At 67.3% G+C, this 23,047-nt stretch carries 17 protein-coding genes; 15 read left to right on the top strand and 2 right to left on the bottom strand.

Annotation, left to right across the window (positions count from 1 at the left end; translation table 11 throughout):
* Window positions 1-11: 11 nt before the first annotated feature.
* Window positions 12-1,253 carry a cysteine desulfurase family protein gene (locus tag AC1DKN_RS11670; RefSeq protein WP_476871332.1) on the top strand — a complete coding sequence of 414 codons (1,242 nt, stop codon included), beginning with the start codon at window positions 12-14 and terminating at the stop codon, window positions 1,251-1,253.
* Here the strand turns inward: AC1DKN_RS11670 and AC1DKN_RS11665 are convergent.
* Window positions 1,232-2,476 carry an NAD(P)/FAD-dependent oxidoreductase gene (locus tag AC1DKN_RS11665; RefSeq protein WP_476871331.1) on the bottom strand — a complete coding sequence of 415 codons (1,245 nt, stop codon included), beginning with the start codon at window positions 2,474-2,476 and terminating at the stop codon, window positions 1,232-1,234. The genes AC1DKN_RS11670 and AC1DKN_RS11665 overlap by 22 nt on opposite strands.
* 280 nt (window positions 2,477-2,756) lie before the next feature.
* Between AC1DKN_RS11665 and mnmA the strand changes: the two genes are divergently transcribed.
* The 7 genes from mnmA to AC1DKN_RS11630 all read left to right on the top strand — a co-directional run bounded on the left by mnmA (window position 2,757) and on the right by AC1DKN_RS11630 (window position 11,417).
* Window positions 2,757-3,869, top strand: a complete 1,113-nt coding sequence (gene mnmA / locus AC1DKN_RS11660) for a tRNA 2-thiouridine(34) synthase MnmA (RefSeq protein WP_476871330.1) — start codon at window positions 2,757-2,759, stop codon at window positions 3,867-3,869.
* A gap of 318 nt (window positions 3,870-4,187) precedes the next feature.
* Window positions 4,188-5,816 carry an ABC transporter substrate-binding protein gene (locus AC1DKN_RS11655; protein ID WP_476856679.1) on the top strand — a complete coding sequence of 543 codons (1,629 nt, stop codon included), beginning with the start codon at window positions 4,188-4,190 and terminating at the stop codon, window positions 5,814-5,816.
* A 135-nt stretch (window positions 5,817-5,951) separates the two neighbouring features.
* Window positions 5,952-7,043, top strand: coding sequence for an ABC transporter permease (locus AC1DKN_RS11650; RefSeq protein ID WP_028275995.1), 1,092 nt, complete (start codon window positions 5,952-5,954; stop codon window positions 7,041-7,043).
* 2 nt (window positions 7,044-7,045) lie between these two features.
* Window positions 7,046-8,059, top strand: a complete 1,014-nt coding sequence (locus tag AC1DKN_RS11645) for an ABC transporter permease (RefSeq protein WP_476848779.1) — start codon at window positions 7,046-7,048, stop codon at window positions 8,057-8,059.
* A complete protein-coding gene (locus tag AC1DKN_RS11640; protein ID WP_028275997.1) occupies window positions 8,056-9,759 on the top strand; it encodes an ABC transporter ATP-binding protein in 1,704 nt (567 codons plus the stop codon). The genes AC1DKN_RS11645 and AC1DKN_RS11640 overlap by 4 nt, the downstream gene beginning before the upstream one ends.
* A gap of 195 nt (window positions 9,760-9,954) precedes the next feature.
* The gene (locus AC1DKN_RS11635; protein WP_230011813.1) at window positions 9,955-10,371 is read left to right on the top strand and encodes a chorismate mutase; all 417 of its coding nucleotides are present in this window, start codon (window positions 9,955-9,957) and stop codon (window positions 10,369-10,371) included.
* A 2-nt stretch (window positions 10,372-10,373) separates the two neighbouring features.
* A complete protein-coding gene (locus AC1DKN_RS11630; RefSeq protein ID WP_476871329.1) occupies window positions 10,374-11,417 on the top strand; it encodes a uroporphyrinogen decarboxylase/cobalamine-independent methonine synthase family protein in 1,044 nt (347 codons plus the stop codon).
* A 76-nt stretch (window positions 11,418-11,493) separates the two neighbouring features.
* On the opposite strand, the gene AC1DKN_RS11625 is transcribed toward AC1DKN_RS11630, so the two are convergent.
* A complete protein-coding gene (locus tag AC1DKN_RS11625; RefSeq protein WP_476848781.1) occupies window positions 11,494-12,201 on the bottom strand; it encodes a DUF4166 domain-containing protein in 708 nt (235 codons plus the stop codon).
* Window positions 12,202-12,403: 202 nt separating this feature from the next.
* On the opposite strand from AC1DKN_RS11625, the gene mtrA reads away from it, so the two are divergent.
* From mtrA to secA, 7 genes are all read left to right on the top strand, one after another.
* A complete protein-coding gene (mtrA, locus tag AC1DKN_RS11620; protein WP_026538469.1) occupies window positions 12,404-13,078 on the top strand; it encodes an MtrAB system response regulator MtrA in 675 nt (224 codons plus the stop codon).
* A gap of 178 nt (window positions 13,079-13,256) precedes the next feature.
* Entirely contained in the window at window positions 13,257-15,176 is a 1,920-nt protein-coding gene (mtrB, locus tag AC1DKN_RS11615; RefSeq protein ID WP_476848782.1) for an MtrAB system histidine kinase MtrB, read from the top strand.
* A complete protein-coding gene (locus tag AC1DKN_RS11610) occupies window positions 15,173-16,891 on the top strand; it encodes an LpqB family beta-propeller domain-containing protein (protein WP_476848783.1) in 1,719 nt (572 codons plus the stop codon). The genes mtrB and AC1DKN_RS11610 overlap by 4 nt, the downstream gene beginning before the upstream one ends.
* 202 nt (window positions 16,892-17,093) lie before the next feature.
* Window positions 17,094-18,044, top strand: a complete 951-nt coding sequence (locus tag AC1DKN_RS11605; protein ID WP_476871328.1) for a ComF family protein — start codon at window positions 17,094-17,096, stop codon at window positions 18,042-18,044.
* Window positions 18,045-18,215: 171 nt separating this feature from the next.
* A complete protein-coding gene (gene hpf, locus AC1DKN_RS11600; protein ID WP_028276003.1) occupies window positions 18,216-18,941 on the top strand; it encodes a ribosome hibernation-promoting factor, HPF/YfiA family in 726 nt (241 codons plus the stop codon).
* Between the two features lie 33 nt (window positions 18,942-18,974).
* A complete protein-coding gene (locus AC1DKN_RS11595; protein ID WP_476871327.1) occupies window positions 18,975-20,192 on the top strand; it encodes a winged helix-turn-helix domain-containing protein in 1,218 nt (405 codons plus the stop codon).
* Between the two features lie 103 nt (window positions 20,193-20,295).
* Window positions 20,296-23,034 carry a preprotein translocase subunit SecA gene (secA, locus tag AC1DKN_RS11590; RefSeq protein WP_028276005.1) on the top strand — a complete coding sequence of 913 codons (2,739 nt, stop codon included), beginning with the start codon at window positions 20,296-20,298 and terminating at the stop codon, window positions 23,032-23,034.
* Window positions 23,035-23,047: the final 13 nt, after the last annotated feature.

Raw genomic sequence — 23,047 nt, 5'->3', positions numbered from 1 at the left:
AGAATTGGGCTGTGCCTGTCTACCTCGATCACGCCGCCACCACCACCCTCGCCCCGGAAGCGCTGGCCGCGCTGACGCGCGAACTGGCCCGGACCGGCAACCCGTCCTCGCTGCATGGATCGGGCCGCCGTGCCCGGCGCTCCGTGGAGGACGCGCGGGAAGTACTCGCGGCGGCCGCCGGCGCCCATCCCTCGGAGGTCATCTTCACCTCCGGCGGGACCGAGGCGGACAACCTGGCGGTCAAGGGCCTGTACTGGGCCCGCCGTGCCGAGGACCCGGCGCGGACCCGCATCCTCTGTTCCGCCGTCGAACACCACGCGGTGCTGGACACCGTCGAATGGCTCGAACGGCATGAAGGCGCCGACGTGTGCTGGCTCCCCGTGGATGACGCGGGCGTCGTGGACCTGGCCGTGCTCGAAGCCGAGCTGTCCCGGGATCCGGGCTCGATCGCACTGGTGAGCGTCATGTGGGCCAACAACGAGGTCGGCACCATCCAGCCCGTCGCCCGGGTTGTGGAACTGGCACACGCCGCCGGCGTACCCGTCCACTCCGACGCCGTCCAGGCCTTCGGCTCCCTGCCCGTTGACTTCCGCGGGACGGGCCTGGACGCCATGTCCGTCTCCGGGCACAAGATCGGCGGACCGGTCGGCGTGGGCGCGCTGATCCTGGGCCGGGCGGTGAAGCTGACCCCGGTCCAGCACGGCGGCGGGCAGGAACGCGACGTCCGCTCCGGGACGCTGGACACCGCCTCGATCGCCGCGTTTGCCGCGGCCGCCGAGGCCGTTGCCGCGAAACTCCCCGAGGAAGCCGTCAGGATCGCGGCCCTTCGGGACCGGCTGATTGAGGGGGTCTGTGCGGCCGTCCCCGAAGCCGTCCTGCGGGGCGCCCCGGGCCCCGGGCGGTTGCCGGGCAATGCGCATTTCACGTTCCCCGGCTGCGAAGGGGACTCGCTGCTGTTCCTGCTGGACCTCGCCGGCGTCGAATCCTCCACGGGCTCCGCCTGCACCGCCGGTGTTCCGAGGCCCTCCCATGTGCTGCTGGCGATGGGCCTGGACGAGGACACGGCGAGGGGGGCGCAGCGATTTACGCTCGGGCATTCCTCAACCGACGCCGACGTCGATGCCCTGCTCGCGGCGTTGCCGGGCGCCTACGCGCGGGGCCGCCAGGCCGGCATGGCCGGGCATGAGTCCAGCATCCAGACCGCCGGAACGGTCGCGCGCGAGGCCGCCCGTCAGGCTTCCGGCAGGAGCTGATCCAGGGGTACCGAGGAATCGGCAAGCAGGTCCGGGCTCACGGCGGTGCGGGCGTTGATGAGCGCCTTGATCGCCTTCTGCGGCTTGGCGGCGCGGGGCCAGTTGACATTCATTCCGGCGATCACCTGGCCTTCGCGCTGCCAGAAGGCAATGAACTCCTTGTCCGCAAGCGAGCCGCGGATGACCGGCGGGCCGGCAACGAGCGTCGGGAAGCCCGAGTACTCCATGCTGACGTCGTACTGGTCCGTGTAGAAGTACGGGATGGTCTCCAGCGTGGCGTCGAGGCCGAGCATCGCCTTGGCTGCCACCTTGCCGCCATTCAGGGCATTGGACCAGTGCTCGCTGCGGTGGTGTTCCCCGGTGAACGGGTGCAGGGCGTTGGCCACGTCGCCTGCGGCGAAGATCCCGGGCGCCGAGGTCCGCAGCGACGCGTCGGTGAGGATGCCGTTGCGGATCCCGAGCCCGGCCGCCTCGGCCAACCCGACCTCCGGCACAACGCCGACGGCGATGACCACGAGGTCGGCGGGCAGGACTTCGCCCGAGTCGGTGACCACTGCCGTCGCCCGACCAAACCACCCCTGAATCTCGGCAGCGGACGCCGGAAGCCTGAACCGTACCCCGTGGGCCTCGTGCAGCCCGCGGAAGAAACCGCCCAGGTCCGGGCCAATCGCCGCGCCCAGCGGCACGTCCTCCAGCCCCATCAGGGTGACGGTGTTTCCAAAGGTGCTGGCGGCAGCGGCCAGTTCCATCCCGATCCAGCCGGACCCGACCATGACCACGTGCAAACCGCCGCCGGCAAGGCGGGCGTGCAGGCGCCGGCTGTCCTCGACCGTCCGGAACGTGCTGACGCCCTCGAGACCGCTGCCGGGCAGCGGGATGGTCCTGGGCCGCGCTCCCGTGGCAAGCAGGAGCGAGCCGTACTCCAGCCGCCGCCCGTCATCCAGAACCACAGCCCGGGCAGCCGGGTCCACCGCCGTGACCTGGACGCCGAGCCGGAGGTCGACGTCGTTCGCGTCGTACCAGTCCTCGGGCACCACAGGCAGGGCGTCGTCGCCGGCCTTGCCCAGCAGGTACTCCTTGGACAGCGGCGGGCGCAGGTACGGCTGGTGGGACTCGGCGGCCACCAGCACCACCGGACCGCTGAAGCCCTCCGCCCGCAATGTTTTGGCGGCGGTGGCGCCGGCCAGCCCGCCGCCCACGATCACGATGTTCCCGACAGCCATGTCCGCTCGATTCCCGCGTCGGTGCGCTTCCGTTTTCTAAAACCGCTTGTCCTGACGCTAGAAGGGGGAGGCGGTCCCGTCAAGGCCTTTTGGGGAGGATTCGGCGTGGCGATAGAATGGCGGGGCAGGCATTGTGCTATTTCCGGGGGCCAGCAGTAGCACTGCGGTTCAACCCAGCAGTGAAAGCCCGGCAGTAGCCCAGCACTAAAAGCCCAGCAGCACCGCAGCTGCGAACAGCAGCCCCGGGGCCTGTGACCCCCGAACCCTAGAGAAAGCCAGTATGCGAGTTCTTGCAGCCATGAGTGGCGGCGTCGATTCCGCCGTTGCCGCCGCCCGCGCCGTCGAGGCGGGGCACGACGTCGTCGGCGTCCACCTCGCGCTGTCCCGGATGCCGGGCACCCTGCGAACCGGCAGCCGCGGCTGCTGCACCATCGAGGACTCCCGCGACGCCTGGCGTGCGTGCGACATCCTCGGGATCCCGTACTACGTCTGGGACTTTTCCGAACGGTTTAAGGAAGATGTCGTCCAGGACTTCATCGATGAGTACGCCGCAGGCCGCACCCCCAATCCCTGCATGCGCTGCAACGAGCGGATCAAATTCGCCGCCCTGCTGGAGAAGGCCATCGCCCTGGGCTTCGATGCCGTATGCACCGGCCACTACGCGAAGGTCATCACGGACGCCGACGGCAACCCCGAACTGCACCGCGCTGCGGACTGGGCCAAGGACCAGAGCTATGTGCTGGGGGTGCTGACCCACGAACAGCTCAAGCACTCGATGTTCCCGCTGGCCGAGACGCCGTCCAAGGCCGAGGTCCGCGCGGAGGCGGAGCGCCGCGGCCTCTCCGTGGCGAACAAGCCGGACAGCCACGACATCTGTTTCATTCCCGACGGCGACACCGCCGGCTGGCTCGCCGAGAAGATTGAAATGACCACGGGGGACATCGTGGACGAATCCGGCGCCAAGGTCGGCGAGCACCCGGGCGCCAACGCTTTCACCGTGGGCCAGCGCCGCGGGCTGAAGCTCGGCACCCCGGCCGCGGACGGCAAGCCGAGGTTCGTGCTGGAGATCCGGCCCAAGGAGAACAAGGTGGTGGTGGGCCCGGAGGCCCTGCTCGCCATCGACGAAATCCGAGGCATCAAGGTCTCCTGGGCGGGGCTGCCCATCGCCGAGGTGGCGAGCCGCGAAGAGTTTGACTGCTACGCCCAGGTCCGCGCCCACGGCGACCCCGTCCCTGCCCGCGCGCATATGGCGGACGACGAGCTTTTGGTCACGCTCACCGAGCCGCTGCGCGGCGTGGCCCCCGGCCAGACGGTGGTGCTCTACCAGGGCAGCCGCGTGCTCGGCCAGGCCACGATCGATGCCGCGCGCTCGCTGCAGCGGGCCGCGCTCTAGCTGCCCGCCCCACCGACTCCAGCGAAGGGTCCCGCCCGTTGGCGGGGCCCTTCGTCGTCTGTACCCTCCGTCGTCGTCAGACTACCCGGCCGTCCACGGCGCCCGGATGCGCAGGACCCTGCCGAAGATCCGGGCGGAATCCTGCAGAAAATGAGAGAAACCTTCGAATCGTGTAAATTTTGTGTCTCAACTCACAAAATGCAACGTTTCACCGAATGATCGTCTGGTTGAATCTAGGAATCAGCAAAGCGTGCCGCCCGACGAGTCAGTCGTTTCACTTCGGGCTGCGCTAGAACGCATCGAACAGAAAGTTCACAGATGGCAATGAACAAAAAGGCCTGGCACAGCGTCATCGCGCTGGCCGGGGTTTCCGCCTTTGCACTGACGGCCTGCACAGGGCCGACCGGGGGCGCTGGCGGGTCATCAGCCGCAGCTAGCGGTCCGATCGCCTACGGCACCACGGACAAGGTCACTGCCTTGGATCCGGCGGGCGCGTATGACAACGGTTCGTTCATGGTGATGAACCAGATCTACTCCTTCCTCCTCAACTCGAAGCCCGGCAGCGCAGATCCCGTGCCGGATCTGGCCGAGTCCGCGTCCTTCACCTCGCCGAACGAGTACACGGTCAAGCTCAAGCCGGGCCTCAAGTGGGCCAACGGCCACACGCTCGACTCCAAGGACGTCAAGTTCTCCTTCGACCGGCAGACCAAGATCAACGATCCTGCCGGTCCCGCAAGCCTGCTGACCAACATCGAAAGCATCACCGCCCCAGATGCCAACACCGTGGTCTTCAAGCTGAAGCAGGCGAACGACCAGACCTTCGCCCAGATCCTCAGCAGCCCCGCCGCGCCGATCGTAGACGATGAAGTCTTCCCGGCCGACAAACTGCTTGACGACGACTCGATCGTCAAGGCCAAGGCGTTCTACGGCCAGTACGTGATCGACACGTACAAGAAGAACGAGCTGGTCAGCTTCAAGGCATTCCCGGACTACCAGGGGGTCCTCGGCAAGCCGGCCAACGACGCCGCCACGATCAAGTACTACGCCGACCCCACCAACATGAAGCTGGACATCCAGCAGGGGAACATCGACGTCGCGAACCGCAGCCTGAGCGCCACCGACGTCGATGACCTCAAGAAGGACTCCAAGGTCAAGGTCAACGTTGGCCCCGGCGGCGAAATCCGCTACATCACGTTCAACTTCGACACGATGCCGTTCGGTGCCAAGGCTGCCGACGCCGATCCGGCCAAGGCGCTCGCCGTCCGCCAGGCCATCGCGAACCTCGTTGACCGCCAGTCCATCGCGGACCAGGTCTACAAGGGCACCTACCTGCCGCTGTACTCCAACGTTCCCAACGGCTTCCTGGGCGCCAACGAATCGTTCAAGGACGCCTACGGCGACGCCGGCAAGCCGAGCCTGGACAAGGCCAAGAAGGTCCTCGCCGACGCCGGTGTGACGACCCCCGTCTCGATGAACCTTCAGTACAACCCGGACCACTACGGCAAGTCCTCCGGCGATGAGTACGCCATGATCAAGGACCAGCTGGAGAAGTCCGGTTTGTTCAAGGTCAACCTGCAGTCCACGGAATGGGTCACCTACAGCAAGGCCAGCCGCGCCGACGAATACCCGCTGTTCCAGTTTGGCTGGTTCCCCGACTTCAGTGACGCCGACAACTACCTGACCCCGTTCTTCCCGGAGGGCGGCTTCCTGAAGAACCACTACAACAACCCCACCGTCAACGACCTGATCAGCAAGCAGCTCACCACCGTCGATAAGACTGAACGCGAGTCCACGATCAAGGATGCGCAGAATGCCCTCGCCAAGGACATCTCCACGCTTCCGTTGCTCCAGGGCGCGCAGGTTGCCATTTCCGGCAGCGGTGTCAAGGGTGTCGATTCCACCCTCGATGCCTCCTTCAAGTTCCGTTTGGGAACTCTTTCCAAGTAAGGCTGCAGCCCTGCTGTCCTGACCAGCCTGCGAGGCGGGGCGCCCCTCGAGGCGCCCCGCCTTTGCTGGTCATTGCCGCATCCTGCAGTTCACGCCGGCCCGCCCAAGGCCGCGACAGCACAATCTTAGGTACCAATGACAACATTGACTGAGGCGCCGCTAAACGACGCCGACGGACTTCTTCCGTCCAAGAAAAAATCCTCGGGTGGGGGCTTGGGGACCTACATCCTGATCCGGTTCTTCCTGATCATTCCGACCATTTTCATTCTGGTGACTTTGGTCTTCTTCCTGATGCGGGTCATCGGCGACCCCATCACCGCAGCCCAGGGCGGCAGGCTTCCGCCGGAGGCGCTCGCGCAGCGCATCCACGACGCCGGCTACGACCGCCCGATCCTCGTGCAGTACCTCGAATACGTTGGCCAGGTGGCGACCGGCAACTTCGGCACCACCATCACCGACCGCCGCCCTGTGGTCGAAATGATCATCACGTTTGGCACGGCAACCCTGGAACTGGCCATCAATGCCCTCATCGTGGCGCTGTTGGTCGGCATCCCGCTCGGCCTGATCGCCGCCTACCGGCGCGACAAGGCCCCGGACGCATTTCTGCGGTTCTTCGCCATCCTCTGCTACGCGACCCCGGTGTTCTTCGCCGGCCTGCTGATGAAGCTGGCCTTCTCCGTCTGGCTGGGCTGGCTGCCCGTCGCAGGACGGGCCTCCACCAGGACCGAGCTGGCCATGGGAAGCCTGGCCGCACCGACCGGGATCTACTGGCTGGATGCCTTGCGCAGCGGCAACATGGCCGCGTTCGGCGATGTCGCGGCCCATTCAGTCCTCCCCGCACTCACCCTGGGGCTCTTGACGGCAGGGGTCTTCCTGCGGCTGGTCCGCACCAACGTCATCGGCACGCTCGGCAAGGATTACGTCGAGGCCGGCAGGTCCCGTGGCGTCAGTAATTACCGGCTCGTGACCAAGCATGCCTACAAGCCTGCCCTCATCCCGATCATCACTGTCATGGGGCTCCAGATTGCCCTCCTGCTCGGCGGCGCCGTCCTCACGGAGTCCACCTTCGAGTGGAAGGGCCTCGGCTACCAGCTGGTGCAATACCTGAACGCCCGCGACTTCGTCGCCGTCCAGGGAATCGTCGTGATGCTGGCGGTCATCGTTGCCGTCACGAACTTCATCGTGGACGTCGTCGCAGCCCTGATCGACCCGCGAGTGAGGTACTAGCCATGAATGCAACCAAAGTAAGCGGGCGCAAGCAGCCCCTCATCTACCGGCTGCCGGTGATCTCGCATTTCCGCTCGAGCGTCGGGCTGCAACGCGGCATGCTCGTCACGGGCATGGTGCTGGCCGCCGTCTTCCTGCTCGTCGCCGTGTTTGCGCCGTGGATCGCGCCCTACGGGTTTGCCCAGCTCAGCGACGCCGCCGGTCCCTTCCCGACACAGCAGCCCCCCAGCCCGGCCCACATCTGGGGCACCACGGTGGGTGGCTATGACGTCTATTCCCGGGTGCTCTGGGGTGCCCAGACGGCCGCCGTGGTGATCATCGTGGCCGTCGCGATGTCGATCTTCCTCGGCGTAGCCCTCGGCCTCGTCAGCGGCTACTTCGGCGGCTGGCTGGACCGGGTGTTCGTGGTGATCGCCGATGCGATCTACGCTTTCCCGTCACTGCTCCTGGCCATCGTGATGTCAATCGTCATCAGCCACGGGCAGTCCAGTTTCTGGGGAGGCATTGTTGCCTGCTCCATCTCCATCTCGGTGGTGTTCGTCCCGCAGTACTTCCGCGTCATCCGGGCCGAGACCATCCGGCTAAAGGCGGAGCCGTACGTCGAGTCGGCCAAGGTGGTGGGTGCCTCCAGCATCCGCATCATGGGCCGGCACATCTTCAAGAACGCAACCCGCACGCTGCCGCTGATTTTTACGCTGAACGCGTCCGAGGCCATCCTGACCCTGGCGGGCCTCGGCTTCCTGGGGTTCGGCATCGAACCGACCTCCGCCGCCGAGTGGGGCTATGACCTGAACAAGGCCATTGCAGATGCCTCCTCGGGCATCTGGTGGACCGGTGTCTACCCCGGTACGGCGATCGTCCTGACCGTGCTTGGGCTGACCCTCGTCGGTGAGAGCATCAACGACCTCAACGATCCCCGCCTGCGGGGCCGCAAGAAGGCTGTGGCAGGCAAGGGCGGACCCGACTCCACCGCCGGCACCCAGGCTGCACTCGAAGCAGAATCGAGAGTTCTATGACCACCAACATCGACAAGCCCGGCGCAGGCGCAGGCCCGGTCCTTGACATCGACCGGCTCAAAGTCACCTTCGCCACCGACGCCGGGGATGTGTATGCCGTCAAGGACGTGAGCCTCCAGGTCAACCCCGGCGAAGTGGTCGCCATTGTTGGCGAGTCGGGATCCGGCAAGACCGTGACGGCCAAGACCATCCTGGGATTGCTGCCGGAGACGGCCATCAGCCAGGGCGCCGTCCTGATCAACGGCAACAACGTCATCAGCGTCAGCGAAGCCAAGCTGCGGGAGATCCGGGGCCGCGACGTGGCCATGGTGTTCCAGGAGCCATCCACCGCCCTCAACCCGGTCTTCACCGTGGGGTGGCAGATTGCCGAGGGCATCCGCGCACACGCCGGCAGTGGCGGCCGCAGCAAGGTCTCGGCCAAGGAGGCCAAGGCGCGGGCAATTGACGCCCTCCGCAAAGTTGGCATCCCGGACCCGGAAACTCGGGTCAACTACTATCCGCACCAGTTCTCGGGCGGCCAGAAACAGCGCGTCGTGATTGCCGCCGCGCTGGCCCTGAACCCTGGCCTCATCGTGGCCGACGAGCCCACGACCGCCCTGGATGTCACCGTGCAGGCCGAGATCCTTGAACTGCTGCGGGACCTGCGCGACAACTACGGGACCTCCATCGTGCTGATTACGCACAACATGGGCGTCGTCGCCGACCTCGCCGACCGCGTCGTGGTCATGTACCAGGGCGACGTCGTGGAGGAGGCATCCTCACGGGTGCTGTTCGCCGAGCCCAGGGAGGACTACACCAAGAAGCTCCTCGCCGCCGTCCCGCACCTGGGCCGCAACTCCGCCTCGGAAGGCATGGTGGAACGCGCCCACCAGGGCGGCAAAGTGCTGGTTGAGGCAAAGAACCTGACCATCGAGTACCCGGGGCGGCTCGGCAGCCCGGCGTTCAAGGCCGTCGACGGCGTCAGCTTCACCGTGTCCGAAGGCGAAGTCTTCGGCCTCGTGGGGGAGTCCGGCTCCGGCAAAACCACCATCGGCCGGGCGATCGCCGGCCTGAACCGCACCACGGGCGGCAGCCTGAATGTGCTGGGCTACGAGATGCTGAACTTCAAGGAGCGCACCTTCAAGCCGCTCCGCAAGGAGATCGGCTTCGTTTTCCAAGACCCGGCGGCCTCGTTCAACCCGCAGCTGACCATCGGCGATTGCGTGGCGGAACCGCTGATCATCCACTCCAACCCGACCGCGGCCGAGGCACGCAAGAAGGTCGGGGAGCTGCTCGAGTCCGTGCAGCTGCCGGCGTCGTACGCTGACCGGTTCCCGCACGAACTCTCCGGCGGGCAGCGCCAGCGCGCCTCCCTGGCGCGGGCGCTCATCCTGAACCCGAAGCTGCTCATCGCCGACGAGCCGACCTCGGCCCTGGACGTGTCCGTGCAGGCCGTCGTGCTGGAGCTGTTCAAGGAGATCCAGCAGGAGTTCGGCTTCGCGTGCCTGTTCATCAGCCACGACCTCGCCGTGGTGGACATGCTCGCCCACTGGGTCGGCGTGCTCTACAAGGGCAAGATGGTGGAGCAGGGCCTCGGCAACCAGGTGATGGGCAACCCGCAGCACGACTACACGAAGAAACTCATCGCCTCCCTGCCTGTTCCGGACCCCGACGAACAGGCCAGGCGCCGCGAGGCGTTCAAGGCCGTGCTCCACAGCTAACTGCCGGAACCGGGCACCTGCCCGATCCGGCGCGGCCCGATCCTGCGCCGGCCAGGGCTCCGGCAGGGCCACAGCCAAGGGGCATGCCCACCGTTCGCCACGAACGGTGGGCATGCCCCCTTGGTGTCTCCGCGGGCGCCTGCAACGGTACTTAACAGCGGGAGGCATTGGCCGCCGAACCCCTAGACTGGGTCAATGACCGAGCAGAACCCCACTCTTCCCGAAACCGACTCCTACGACCCGGCGGCAAGCTCCCTGGCCGGTTCCGTGGATCCCGCGGTCATGGCGGAGCTGCTGTCGATCCGCTCCAGCATCGACAACATCGATGCCACCCTCGTCTTCCTCCTCGCCGAACGCTTCAAAGCCACCCAGAAGGTCGGCTTCCTCAAGGCCGCGCACCAACTTCCCGCCGGGGACCCGGGCCGTGAAACGGCGCAGATCGCCCGGCTGCGGCACCTCGCCGCCGAAGCCCACCTGGACCCGGCCTTCGCGGAGAAATTCCTGAACTTCATCATCGGCGAGGTCATCCGCCACCACGAGGCCATCGCCGAGGACCACCAGGCCGCCCAGGCCTCCGGCTCCGCGGACGCCGCCCGCGCCGCAGACGCCTAGCCATGGCAGCACCAGACGCGCCCGCATCGGGCCAAGTGACCGCGACCGCCCTTGGCCCCTGGCCGGGCGAGGACCCGGCCGAGGCCGCCCGCATCATCCGCGGTGAACTGGGCAGCCCGCACCTGCCGTTCCTCCCCGAGCTTCCCGATCGCGGCGTCGGCTCCGATGCCCTGGGCCGGACCGCCTCTTTGCTCGTGGAACTCGCCGTCGACGTCCAGCCGCATGGATGGCGGTTCGTGGACCGGCCCGGCAAGGACCTGCAGCGGGCCAAGTCGGCCCTGTCCACCGACATCAACATCATGGCGGACGTGATCGGCGTCGAGGAAGTGCCGTCGGACGATATCAAGATCCAGCTGCGCGGGCCGCTCAGCCTTGCCGCCGGGCTGCACCTGCACAACGGCGAGCGGGCCCTGATCGACTACGGTGCCCGCCGGGACATCGCGGACTCGCTCGCAGCGGGCGTGGAAGGCTACCTCAAGCGGGTGGCGGCGGCTGCCCCCGGTGCCCGGATCGTCGTCCAGATCGACGAACCTGAAATTGCGTCGGTGCTGGCCGGCACCATTCCCACCGCCAGCGGTTACCGGACCCTGCGTTCGGTGCCGGGCCGGGAAGTGACCGAGTCCTGGCAATTGGTGATCGACGCGCTCCGGGCCGCGGGCGCCGTCGAAACCGTTGTGGCCGTCTCCGAGGTAGAGGCGCCGTTCGAGCGGATCCTGGCGGCAGGCGCGGATGGAATCGCTGTGCCGCTTCGGGCCCTGACCTCGCGCCAGTGGGAACAACTCGCGGGCGCGGTGGAGGCCGGCAAGCGGCTCTGGGCCGGCGCGCTGGACGTGGCTGATCCTGCCGCGTCACTGCCACGGGTCCGCGACGTCGTGGAAAACGTATGGCGCCCATGGCGGCAGCTGGGTCTGCCGGCGTCCACGCTGGGTGCGCTCCGGGTCACGCCGTCGGAGGGCCTGGCGCGGCACTCACCCGCCACTGCGGCGGCGGTCCTGACCCGGCTGACCCAGGTGGCGGACGGGCTCAACCAGCTTGCCCTCGGCTAGCGCGGCACCTTCGGCCGCCGGCGGCCCGGGGCGCAACCGTGCCCGCGGTGCCTCCGCTGTGCCCTGCTGGCCCTGGTCAGACCCTGCTTTCCCAGGCGTCCGGTCGGGCGTGCCCTGGCAGGTAGCCCGGCGCCGCAATACCGCCGGGGTAGGGCTCGAGCCGGTAGTCGAAATGGCCGGCGTAGACCAGCACCAGCCCGAGCTGGGGCTGGATCACCTTGACCTGGATCCGGTGCCTGCCGCCGTCCTGCGGCTCCCACCACTGCTCGGCGTAGGCCTTGGCGTCGAGGGCCGCCGGCAGCGGAATCCGGAGCGGTCCCACGAACAGCCGCGACGCCTCGGACACGCCGCGCAGCCGGCCCTCCGGCGTGACGCTGAGATTGAGGTCGGTGACGAGCCGCCGGTACCGGCCCACGTAGTCCACGAGCCCGGGCCCGAGCCCGCCGTCATCAAAGCTGGTGGTGTCCTGGAACAGCCGGGTGGTGCCCGGGAAGAAGATTTCCCTGCGGGCCGTCAGGCTGGACCTGCCGAACGGGTCCAGGTGGGCGTGGTTCTCGATCCGGAAGCGGACGCCCTCGCCGTACTCGGGGAAGAAGGCCTGCTCGCCGGTGGTGAGCCGCAGCAGGGGACGCAGCCAGGCCTGCCGGCAGCCGACGACGTCGAACACCCCCTCGCCGACGCCGTAGTGGCCGGATCCCGGTGCCAAAGCAAAGTATTCTTGAAGCTCCGGCTGCAGTCGGGCAAAGTCGCTGCCCAGGGCGCGCTGGTAGATCGGGGTGTTCACGGGTTCCTCCTGCGGTCCGGGCCGGTTCACTGGGCCTGTCCACAGCATGCAGGACAACGCGGCAATTGTCACAGCGTCCCGTGCATCGGCGCGGTTCCGGGCCGGTTCCGGCGGGGTTCCGGCGGCGGTGGCAGGCCCGGTTGCACCATGCCGGCGGGCCGCCCGATACGACAAAGCCAATTCAATGGGGGAATATATAACTATGAAGGCACGCATTCTGGTAGTGGATGATGACGAGGCTCTGGCCGAGATGATCGGTATTGTGCTGCGCAATGACGGCTTCGAACCCGTCTTCTGCGCGGACGGCGCACAGGCGCTGGACGTGTTCCGCTCCTCCAAGCCGGACCTCGTCCTGCTCGACCTCATGCTGCCGGGGATGGACGGCATTGAAGTCTGCCGCCAGGTCCGAGCCGAGTCCGACGTCCCGATCGTGATGCTCACGGCCAAGGCGGATACCTCGGATGTGGTCCGCGGCCTCGAGTCCGGTGCCGATGACTATGTGCCCAAGCCGTTCAAACCCGCCGAGCTCGTCGCCCGGGTCCGGGCCAGGCTCCGCCCGGGTGACCAGAAGGCACCGGAAACCCTGCGGATCGCCGATGTCACGATCGACGTGGCCGGCCACCTGGTCAGCCGCGGCAACGACCGGATCTCCTTGACGCCGCTGGAATTCGACCTCCTCGTCGCCCTGGCCCGCAAGCCGTGGCAGGTGTTCACGCGCGAACTGCTCCTGGAGCAGGTCTGGGGCTACCGGCACGCCGCCGACACCCGGCTGGTCAATGTCCATGTCCAGCGGTTGAGGTCCAAGATCGAACGCGACCCGGAAGCCCCCGAAGTTGTATTGACGGTCCGTGGTGTCGGCTATAAAGCAGGTTCCTGAGCCTGCGGACCGCAGTGTCCGGCAGTCCATAGCAACGGATACGGCGTCGCCGGCTGAGTCAGCCGCGCCGCCGTCGGCCGAGTTATCCGCGCCGCCGTCGGCCGAGTTATCCGCGCCGCCGGCCGAGTCGTCCGCGGCGCCGGCTGAGTCATCTGCGGCCTCATCGCCGGAGACGTCCATGCCCCGCGCGCCCGAAACGCCCCGCGGCGGGCCAGGCCCGTGGCGGCGTCTGGCCTTCCGGACCCGTTTGTGGGCCAAACGCGCGAGGATCGTTGGCGTCCGGGTCGCGCGGCTGGTCCGCACCGGGATGCAGCGCCTGTGGCCCGGCATCCTGTACCTGCTCCGGGCGGTACAGCGGAAGTGGCGGCGTTCGCTGCAGTTCCGGACGGTCCTGACCACGCTGATGCTGGCCATGGGCTCGTTCGCGGTGGTGGGCGCCTACCTGTCCAACCAGATCGCCAACAACCTGTTCCAGGAACGGCTCGCCCAGGCCGAATCGGAGACGCGCTACAACGTCAAGCAGGTCCAGGACACGTTCGACGGCGCCCAGGTCACCGACCAGTCCAGCGTCATCACCCTGGTCTATGACACCCTGAACGCGGTCGAAGGCCGCGGATCCGTGATCCAGCGGCGCTACGTCTTCGAGGCCATGCCGGAGCAGACCAAGCCGCGCAACCGTTGGGTTGAATCCCGGGCCTCGGACCAACTCACCATCGGCGTCATCCCCCCGGACCTGCGCAAGGCTGTGCAGGACTCGGGCAAGGACCAGTACTGGGCGTCCACCCAGTTCCCGGTAGGGACCGAAGACCGGCCCGGCATCGCCGTCGGCAACAAGGTGACCTTCAACGGCACCGTCTACGAGCTCTACCTCATCTATGACCTCAACACGGCGCAGAAGACCCTCGACGAGATCCAGAATGTCCTGCTGGCCGGCGGCGCGCTGCTGGTGCTCATGATCGGCGGCGTCGCCTGGTATGTGACCCGCAACGTGGTCAGCCCGGTCAGCCATGCCGCCGTCGTCTCCGAGAAGCTCGCCGCCGGCCAGCTGCAGGAGCGCATGGTGGTCAAAGGCGAGGACGAGGTTGCCCGCCTGGGCGCCTCGTTCAACCACATGGCCGCCAGCCTCCAGGAACAAATCACCCAGCTGGCCACGCTGTCCCAGATGCAGCAGCGGTTCGTCTCCGATGTCTCCCACGAGCTCCGCACCCCGCTCACCACGGTGCGCATGGCCGCCGAAGTCCTTTATGACGCCCGCGAGGACTTCGACCCCATCAACAAGCGCTCCGCGGAGCTGCTCTACAACCAGGTGGAACGCTTCCAGTCGCTCCTGGCGGACCTGCTGGAAATCTCCCGCTTTGACGCCGGCGCCGCTACCCTGGACGCCGAGCCCACCGACATCGTCCAGCTTGTCGCGCATGTCATCGAGGGGGTGGCGCCCGTCGCCGCCGAATACGGGTCCGCCGTCACCCTCAACGCTCCGGCCGGCAGCGTCATTGTCGACATGGACGACCGCAGGATCGACCGGATCCTGCGCAACCTGATCCTGAACGCCCTCGAACACGGCGAGGGCCGGCCGGTCAACGTTTCCGTGGCCGCCAGCGGCACCGCCGTGGCTGTGGCCGTACGGGATCACGGAATCGGCATGACCCCGGCTGAGGCGGCGCGCGTCTTCGACCGCTTCTGGCGCGCCGATCCGGCCCGGGCCCGCACCACGGGCGGCAGCGGGCTGGGACTGTCCATTGCCGCCGAGGACACCAAGCTCCACGACGGCTGGCTGCAGGCCTGGGGGAGCAAGGGAGAAGGGTCGAACTTCCGCCTGACCCTTCCCCTGCGCCGCGACGAGCCGATCACCAGGTCCCCGCTCCAGCTCGAACCGGTCAACGTCGGGCTCCCCGAGGCAGGCCGCCAGCGCACCGTGGTGTTGCTGGACCCGCTCCGGACCGCGGGCGGGACCGGTGTTGAGGGATCCTCGGACGGATTCGCAGACGGCTTCGATGACGACTTTTCTGACGACGGCGGCAGCGGTGCCGCCGGCGGGGCCATCCCGGACGGCGGCCCGGCCGGCCCCCGGGGGACCGGGACGGAGGGCAGGGCATGAGTGGGGTTTCGGGCAGGTTTACCCGCGTGGGGGCTGCGCTGCTGGCGCTCATCCTGCTTCTGTTGACCTCGTGCGCCCAGATTCCGCGCTCGGGGCCGGTGGGCAAGAGCACGGACGAGAGTGCGGGAAACCCGAACGCCCCGGTCTTCTTTCCGGCCGCGCCGCGTCCCGGCGCCGGACCCGAAGCGGTGATCGAAGACTTCTACCTCGCCGGCAGCGGCTACGAGGACGACTACGCCGTGGCCCGGCAGTACCTCACCCAGGGTTCGTCGGTGACGTGGAAGCCGGACCAGCGGGCGCTCGTGTTCCGCAAGGCCACGGTGGTGGCCACCGGCGTCGAAAATGTCTTCAACTACCAGCTCGACCTCGCCTATTCGGTGGACGCCGACGGCGTGGCCACGCAGCTTCCCGAGGGCACCACCGAAAACATACCCGTCACCGTGACCCAGGTGGACGGCGAATGGCGAATCTCCGATCTTCCTGACGGCACGGCCATTCCGGAAGAAACCTTCAAGGTCATTTACGGCGCGTTCCCGATCTACTTCTACGACCCCACGTTCACCTACGCAGTGCCCGACGTCCGGTGGTTCATCCGCAAGAAGACCGTCAAAGCCATGACGAGCGCGCTCCTGGGCGGACCCGCCCCCTACCTCAAGGGCGCCGTCGTCAGCGCGTTCCCTTCAGGCATCAAGCTGGCCCGCGAATCAGTGCCCGTGGTGTCCGGCGCCGCGCAGGTGGATCTCACCGCCAAGGACCTGGTCGAGGCCTCCAACGAGGACCGGCTGCGGATGCAGACGCAGCTTGCCCTGACGTTCCGCAGCCAACCGGATGTGATCAACGTTGAGCTCCGGGCCAACCAGGACCTGGTGCGCGTCGAGGACAACGGCACGGTCCTGCCTCCGGTCCAGGACGAAAGCGTCCCCGCTTACCAGATCGCCGTCAGCAACAATGACCTGGTCCGGTACGAAAACAACAGGATTTCACCGCTCCCGGACGTCCGGTCCGTCGCAGCCCTCTCACCCCGGGCGCCTGCGGAGTCCACCGAGTCGCAGGCGGCCGCGTTCCTCAACGCCGCCCGCACCACGCTGTACTCGATCGTTCCGGGCCAGCCCGCCAGGGCGCTGACCACGCGGGCCGCGCTGTCCCGGCCTTCGTTCGGCCGCTATGACTGGGTCTGGACTGCCGGGCCGGGTGCCGGCGGCGCCACCGAGGTGGTGGCCTACCGGCCGGTCGGTGCGGCGGAGAACGCCAGCGTACCCACTGTGACCCTGTCGCCCGGATGGCTCGCGGGCCGGACGGTGAAGGAGTTCCGGATTTCCCGGGACGGCACGCGGGCCCTCGTCATTTCGCAGCAGAACGGCAAGAGCAAGGTCCAGATCACCGGGATCATCCGGAACGCGGACGGCACCCCGAGGGACCTGACCGTGCCCCTGACGCTCCTGACCCCCCGGGACCCGGACCAAGGGGTCTGGGTGGATGACACCACCGTCGCGGTCATGAAGGCATCCGCCAGCGATGCCGTCACCCCCGAGCTGTTGTCGCTGACATCGGCACAGCCGCAGCAGCTGGCGCCGTGGCCCGGGCTGACCGCCCTCAGCGCGGGCAACGGACCGGCCGAGATCTACGGCCAGTCCGCGGAAGGGATCTTCCAGCGGCTGGGCAACGGCTGGTCACCGCAGCTCAAGGGCCCCATCGACCCCTCGTTCCCCGGCTGACCGGCGTCCCCTCGGACGACGGCTGACCGGCGTCCCTTCGTTCCCCGGCTGACCGAGGCCCCCTCGGACGACGGCGACGACGACGGCGGTGCCGCCGTCACCCGGATCCGGTGAAGGTTCCGCGAAGGTTCCGGCGGGGGTGTTGTCCACATAGCGGCCCGCCGGGCTACTACCGGGGGCGCACCCGGTCCAGGATCGGAGGATGGGCAGCCACACCACCCGGGTCCCGGCAGCGGACCCTGACCTTGCCCCGGCCGCGGCCAGGGCGGCGCGACACCGCGGGAGCTACGCGTGGCCGCTGGCGAGGCTGGGCGACCGGACAGCCGAAGCGGCGGCTGAGGTGCTCGCCCTGGCCATTCCAGTGGACTGCGTCTGCTGCGGGGCGGAGGACTCGGCACTCTGCGGCGCGTGCTCCCGTAACCTGCGCCTGCTGACGCTCCGGCCGTTCCGGGCAGAGGCCCAGGCTCCGGCCCTGATGGACATGGACGGCTCCGTGCTGCTGCCCGTGGTGGCGGCCGGGGCATACCGGGCCGAGCTGGCGCAGTGCCTGCTGTCCTTCAAAAGCCACGGGCAGGCCCGGCTGGGCGCCGAGCTGGCCCGGGGACTGGCGCGCGCCCTCCACGCCGCGTCCGGGCCCGGGCAGGGACTCGTCCTCGTCCCCGTGCCCACGAGCGCCGCCGCTTACCGCAGGCGGGGCTTCAGCCCCGTCCATATCCTGCTCCGCCGGCTCGTCCGCGGGGACGAAATCCCAGGGTTCACCGTCGCGGACGCGCTGCGGAAATCCGTGCCGCCCGCGCGGAACACGAAACCGCCGGCTTTGCCCCTGTGGGGCCGGTTGCGGGACGGCCCCACAGGGGCCGGCTCCCTGTCCGGCGGACAGAAGGGATTGGGCCGGGGTGAGCGCGCCCGGCGCGTGCGCGGATCCATGCGGGCCAGGTCCGGTCCGTGGCCTGCGCGAGTCGAAGGACGTGTCTGCATCATCGTCGATGACGTGCTGACCACCGGCGCCACCCTGGCGGAGGCGGCCCGTGCGCTCCGGGCCGCGGGGGCCATTGTCAGCGGCGCCGTCGTGCTGGCCGCGACACGCCCGCCGGCCGCCGCCGATGTCGGCGCCGCCATCCCCGCGGCGGCGCGGATGATCGGTGGGAGCTAAAAAAATAAACCGTAAAAGGATGAATAACAGGTGTCTATGAACTAACGTCGAAGATGGGTACCAAGAACAGATGTACCTGTCGATAGCGGCTCGGAAAGGGGCTCGACTGTCAGTCAGATCGGCCCCCGGGAAGTACCGCCGTCGTGTCACCGAAGTCATTTGGAGGGCACCATGGAGTTCATGATCAGCGGACGCAACTTGACGGTCTCAGACCGGTTCCGCGAATATGCCGACGACAAGATCTCAAAGATCGCGTCGTTGGGAGACAAGGTCCAGAGGGTAGACGCGAAGGTCACCAAAGAGACCAAAGCCCGCCAGACCGCCGAATCGCTCACGGTTGAGCTGACAGTCCTGGGACGCGGCCCAGTAATCCGCGCAGAAGCGAGTGCCGCCGACAAGTTCGCTGCGTTCGATCTCGCTTACAACAAGCTTCTTGAACGCCTGCGCAGGGCCAGGGACCGCAGAAAGGTCCACCACGGCCGGCATACCCCGAAGTCCGTCACCGAGGCGACGGCAGCCCTGGAGCCGGCCAGCCCCAGCGAACCCCTCTATGTGGAGGCGGCGCAGCAGCAGGAGACCCAGGCGACGGCGGCAGAGAAGTCGCCGTATGAGGTCGAGAACGATATTCCGGCCGGCGACTCGCCTGTACTGATCCGCCGGAAGGTGTTCGCCGCGTCCCAGCTCACCCTCGATGACGCCGTCGACAACATGGAACTTGTTGGTCACGACTTCTATCTTTTCGTGGACAAGGAGACCAAGGCGCCGTCGGTCGTCTACCGCCGTGACGGCTGGACCTACGGGGTCATCTCCCTGGACCAGACGTGCGAGCCCGGACATTCGAGTCTGGAAGACAAAATCCTGGCCTACCGTTCAGAGGATGAGCCCGCCAGCGCATAAGCTGGTGCAGACTTTTCCGACGAAGGGACTAACGTGCAAGCATCGCTGAGCCTGGCACAGGCACGGCGGATCGCGTTGGCAGCCCAGGGACTGGAGAAGGAACGGCCCGCCGGACCCGTGAGTGCACGGGCGGTGGGCCGTACCTTTGCCCGGCTGCACCTGGTTCAGATCGACTCCGTCAATGTGGTGTCCCGCAGCCACTTCCTGCCCTTCTTCTCGCGGCTCGGCAACTACGACCGCACCATCCTGGCGCGCATGGCGGGGATCCACCCGCGCCGGATGATGGAGTACTGGGCCCACGAAGCCTGCTTCATCCGCCCGGACCATTTCCACGATCTCGTGCAGTGGCAGAGCCGCAAATGGGTGGGCGCGCACGCGATGGACCCCGAACTGCGCAACGGGGTGGCGGCCAAGGTCCTGGAAACCCTGGCCGGCGGGAAGCCGCTGACCGCCGCCGAACTGACAGCCCGGCTAGGCCACGTGGAAGACCAGCAGCGGGACAACTGGGGCTGGAACTGGAACGCCGTCAAAAGGGTGCTGGAACATCTCTTCGAAGAGGGCCTTGTCTCCGCATCCTCGCGGACCGACTCCTTCGAACGGCGCTACACCCTCACCGCCCGGGTGCTCCCCGGACCGGGCAAGGAAGCGGTGGCACCCGAACCGGATGCGGCCGCGGCCATGGACCGGCTGATCGACGCCACGGCCCAGGCCCACGGTATCGGGACGGTGCGATGCTTCGCCGACTACTTCCGGACACCGCAGAAGGACGCCGCCGTCGCCGTCCGGAACCTCGTGGACAGCGGCCGGCTGCAGCCGGTCACGGTATCCGGCTGGGACCGGCCCCTGTACCGCCACGTGGAGGCGAAACTGCCGCGCTCGGCCACCGGCCGGGCGCTCCTGAGCCCCTTCGACTCCCTCGTGTTCGAACGCCGGCGGCTCGAGGAGCTCTTCGGATTCCACTACCGGATCGAGATCTACACGCCCGAGCCGAAGCGGAAGTACGGCTACTACGTCCTGCCGTTCCTGCTCCGCGACGCGATCGTCGCACGGGTCGACCTCAAAGCGGACCGGGCCGGCGGGCGGCTCCTGGCCAGGGCCGCCCACGCCGAACCCGGCGCGCCGGAGGACACCGCCGTCGAACTCGCCGCGGAACTGCAGCTCATGGCAGAGTGGCTGGGACTGGACGACGTAGTTGTCTCGCCAATGGGGAACCTTGCGCCGGCGCTCGCCGAAGCCGTGGCTGCCCGGTAAACCGCACTATCCGCTGTGAGGGAACAGGCGCCACCGGCCTTGCGTCTCTCCCGTAGACTAAACACGCCAGAATTCGGCAGCTTGAGACTGGGAGCAACTTCACGTGGCATCACTTATCGAAAAACTTCTCCGCACGGGTGACAAAAAAACCCTGCGGCAACTGCGGAACTATGCCGATTCCATCAATGCCCTGGAGAGCTCCTTCCAGACCTTCACGGACGCCGAGCTCCGTGAAGAAACTGACCGGCTGCGCGAACGCCACCAGGCCGGCGAGAAGCTCGACGATCTGCTGCCCGAAGCGTTCGCGGCCGTACGCGAGGCCTCGTCCCGTACCCTCGGCATGCGCCACTTCGATGTCCAGCTCATGGGCGGCGCCGCCCTGCACCTGGGCAACATCGCGGAAATGAAGACCGGTGAAGGCAAGACCCTGGTGGCCACCGCTCCGGCCTACCTCAACGCCCTCACCGGCAAGGGCGTCCACGTCGTCACCGTGAACGACTACCTCGCCGAATACCAGTCCGACCTCATGGGCCGCGTCTACCGCTTCCTCGGCCTCACCAGCGGCTGCATCCTCTCCAACCAGGACCCTGCGCTGCGCCGCGAACAGTACGCCGCGGACATCACGTACGGAACGAACAACGAATTCGGCTTCGACTACCTGCGCGACAACATGGCGTGGGACAGCTCGGAACTGGTCCAGCGCGGCCACCATTTCGCCATCGTCGACGAAGTGGACTCGATCCTCATCGACGAGGCACGCACCCCGCTCATCATCTCCGGTCCGGCCCAGGGGGACACCAACCGCTGGTACAGCGAATTCGCCAAGGTGGTCACACGCCTGCAGGCCGAGACCGACTACGAGGTCGATGAGAAGAAGCGCACCGTCGGTGTCCTCGAGGCCGGCATTGAAAAGGTCGAGGACTACCTCGGCATCCACAACCTCTACGAGTCCGCCAACACGCCCCTGATCGGCTTCCTGAACAACGCCATCAAGGCCAAGGAGCTGTTCAAGCGCGACAAGGACTACGTCATCCTCGACGGCGAGGTGCTGATCGTCGATGAGCACACCGGCCGCATTCTCGCCGGCCGCCGCTACAACGAAGGCATGCACCAGGCCATCGAAGCCAAGGAAGGCGTCGAGATCAAGGCCGAGAACCAGACGCTCGCCACCGTCACGCTGCAGAACTACTTCCGCATGTACGACAAGCTCGCGGGCATGACCGGCACGGCCGAGACCGAGGCCGCCGAGTTCATGAGCACCTACAAGCTCGGCGTCGTTGCCATCCCGACCAACCGCGACATGACACGGATCGACCAGGCCGACCTCGTCTACAAGAACGAGACCGTCAAATTCGACGCAGTCGTCAAGGACATCGCCGAACGCCACGAAAACGGCCAGCCTGTCCTCGTCGGCACCACCAGCGTTGAGAAGAGCGAATACCTCTCCCGGCTGCTGGCCAAGGAAGGCGTCCGGCACGAGGTCCTGAACGCCAAGAACCATGCCCGTGAAGCGTCCATCGTGGCCCAGGCCGGCCGCAAGGCCGCCGTCACAGTCGCGACCAACATGGCCGGCCGCGGTACCGACATCATGCTCGGCGGCAACGCGGAATTCACCGCCGTCGCCGAAATGGCCAAGCGCGGCCTGGACCCGGAGGAGAACTCCGAGGAATACGAGGCCGCGTGGCCCGAGGTGTTCGAATCCGCCAAGCAGTCCGTCAAGGACGAACACGAGGAAGTCCTGAACCTGGGCGGACTCTACGTGCTCGGCACCGAACGGCACGAGTCCCGCCGCATCGACAACCAGCTCCGCGGCCGTTCCGGACGCCAGGGCGACCCCGGCGAGTCCCGGTTCTACCTCTCGCTGACCGATGATCTGATGCGCCTGTTCAACTCCGGCGCAGCCGAACGGCTCATGAACAGCTCGGTGCCCGACGACGTCGCACTCGAATCCAAGCTCGTCTCGCGCGCCATCGCCTCGGCCCAGGGCCAGGTGGAAGGCCGCAACGCCGAACAGCGCAAGAACGTGCTGAAGTACGACGACGTCCTGAACCGCCAGCGCGAGGCAATCTACGGCGACCGGCGCCGCATCCTCGAAGGCGATGACCTCCACGAGAAGGTCCAGTACTTCCTGGAAGACACCATCAACGCTTTCATCGACGAAGCCACAGCCGAGGGCACCGGCGACGACTGGGACTTCAACCTCCTGTGGTCCAACCTCAAGACCCTGTACCCCGTGAGCTTCACCCCGCGCGACGTCATTGACGAGGCCGGCGGCAAGTCCCGGATCACGACCGAGTTCCTCCGGGAAGAGATCCTTTCCGATGCCCGTCTGGTCTACCAGGCCAGGGAGCAGGCGATTGGCTCCGAGAGCATGCGCGAACTGGAGCGCCGGGTGGTCCTTTCCGTTATCGGGCGCAAGTGGCAGGAACACCTCTACGAGATGGACTATCTCAAGGAGGGCATCGGGCTGCGCGCCATGGCCCAGCGTGACCCCCTGGTGGAGTACCAGCGCGAGGGCTTCATCATGTTCCAGGCCATGATGGAGGCCATCCGCGAAGAGAGCGTCGGCTTCCTGTTCAACCTCGACGTCGAAGTGACGCCGGCCGAAGACGTTGTGGTGGCGGACGCCGAGGGCCAGCACACCGAACACCACGAGCCGCAGATCCATGCCGCCGGGCTCGAAGCCCCGGAGAAACCCGCGCAGCTGCAGTACACCGCCCCTGGCGAGGACGGTGCCGCCCAGACCCGGATCGAGGCGAAGGTCTCCGGACGTTCGGGAAACCCGGCCAAGGCCGCGGCGCAGGACATCGGCCGCCGCGCTGCGAAGAAGAAGCGGCGCTAGGCACGACGCAAAC

The organism is Arthrobacter sp. 01N444 (assembly GCF_056399305.1).
The sequence above is the reverse complement of the archived record's forward strand: the minus strand, read 5'-3'. Positions and strand labels throughout refer to the sequence as shown.

Excerpts from the sequence above, each read along its gene's own strand:
- AC1DKN_RS11665 (WP_476871331.1), bottom strand. The coding sequence starts at position 2,476 with ATGGCTGTCGGGAACATCGTGATCGTGGGCGGCGGGCTGGCCGGCGCC.
- mnmA (WP_476871330.1), top strand. The coding sequence starts at position 2,757 with ATGCGAGTTCTTGCAGCCATGAGTGGCGGCGTCGATTCCGCCGTTGCC.
- AC1DKN_RS11655 (WP_476856679.1), top strand. The coding sequence starts at position 4,188 with ATGGCAATGAACAAAAAGGCCTGGCACAGCGTCATCGCGCTGGCCGGG.
- AC1DKN_RS11650 (WP_028275995.1), top strand. The coding sequence starts at position 5,952 with ATGACAACATTGACTGAGGCGCCGCTAAACGACGCCGACGGACTTCTT.
- AC1DKN_RS11645 (WP_476848779.1), top strand. The coding sequence starts at position 7,046 with ATGAATGCAACCAAAGTAAGCGGGCGCAAGCAGCCCCTCATCTACCGG.
- AC1DKN_RS11640 (WP_028275997.1), top strand. The coding sequence starts at position 8,056 with ATGACCACCAACATCGACAAGCCCGGCGCAGGCGCAGGCCCGGTCCTT.
- AC1DKN_RS11635 (WP_230011813.1), top strand. The coding sequence starts at position 9,955 with ATGACCGAGCAGAACCCCACTCTTCCCGAAACCGACTCCTACGACCCG.
- AC1DKN_RS11630 (WP_476871329.1), top strand. The coding sequence starts at position 10,374 with ATGGCAGCACCAGACGCGCCCGCATCGGGCCAAGTGACCGCGACCGCC.
- mtrA (WP_026538469.1), top strand. The coding sequence starts at position 12,404 with ATGAAGGCACGCATTCTGGTAGTGGATGATGACGAGGCTCTGGCCGAG.
- mtrB (WP_476848782.1), top strand. The coding sequence starts at position 13,257 with ATGCCCCGCGCGCCCGAAACGCCCCGCGGCGGGCCAGGCCCGTGGCGG.
- AC1DKN_RS11610 (WP_476848783.1), top strand. The coding sequence starts at position 15,173 with ATGAGTGGGGTTTCGGGCAGGTTTACCCGCGTGGGGGCTGCGCTGCTG.
- AC1DKN_RS11605 (WP_476871328.1), top strand. The coding sequence starts at position 17,094 with ATGGGCAGCCACACCACCCGGGTCCCGGCAGCGGACCCTGACCTTGCC.
- hpf (WP_028276003.1), top strand. The coding sequence starts at position 18,216 with ATGGAGTTCATGATCAGCGGACGCAACTTGACGGTCTCAGACCGGTTC.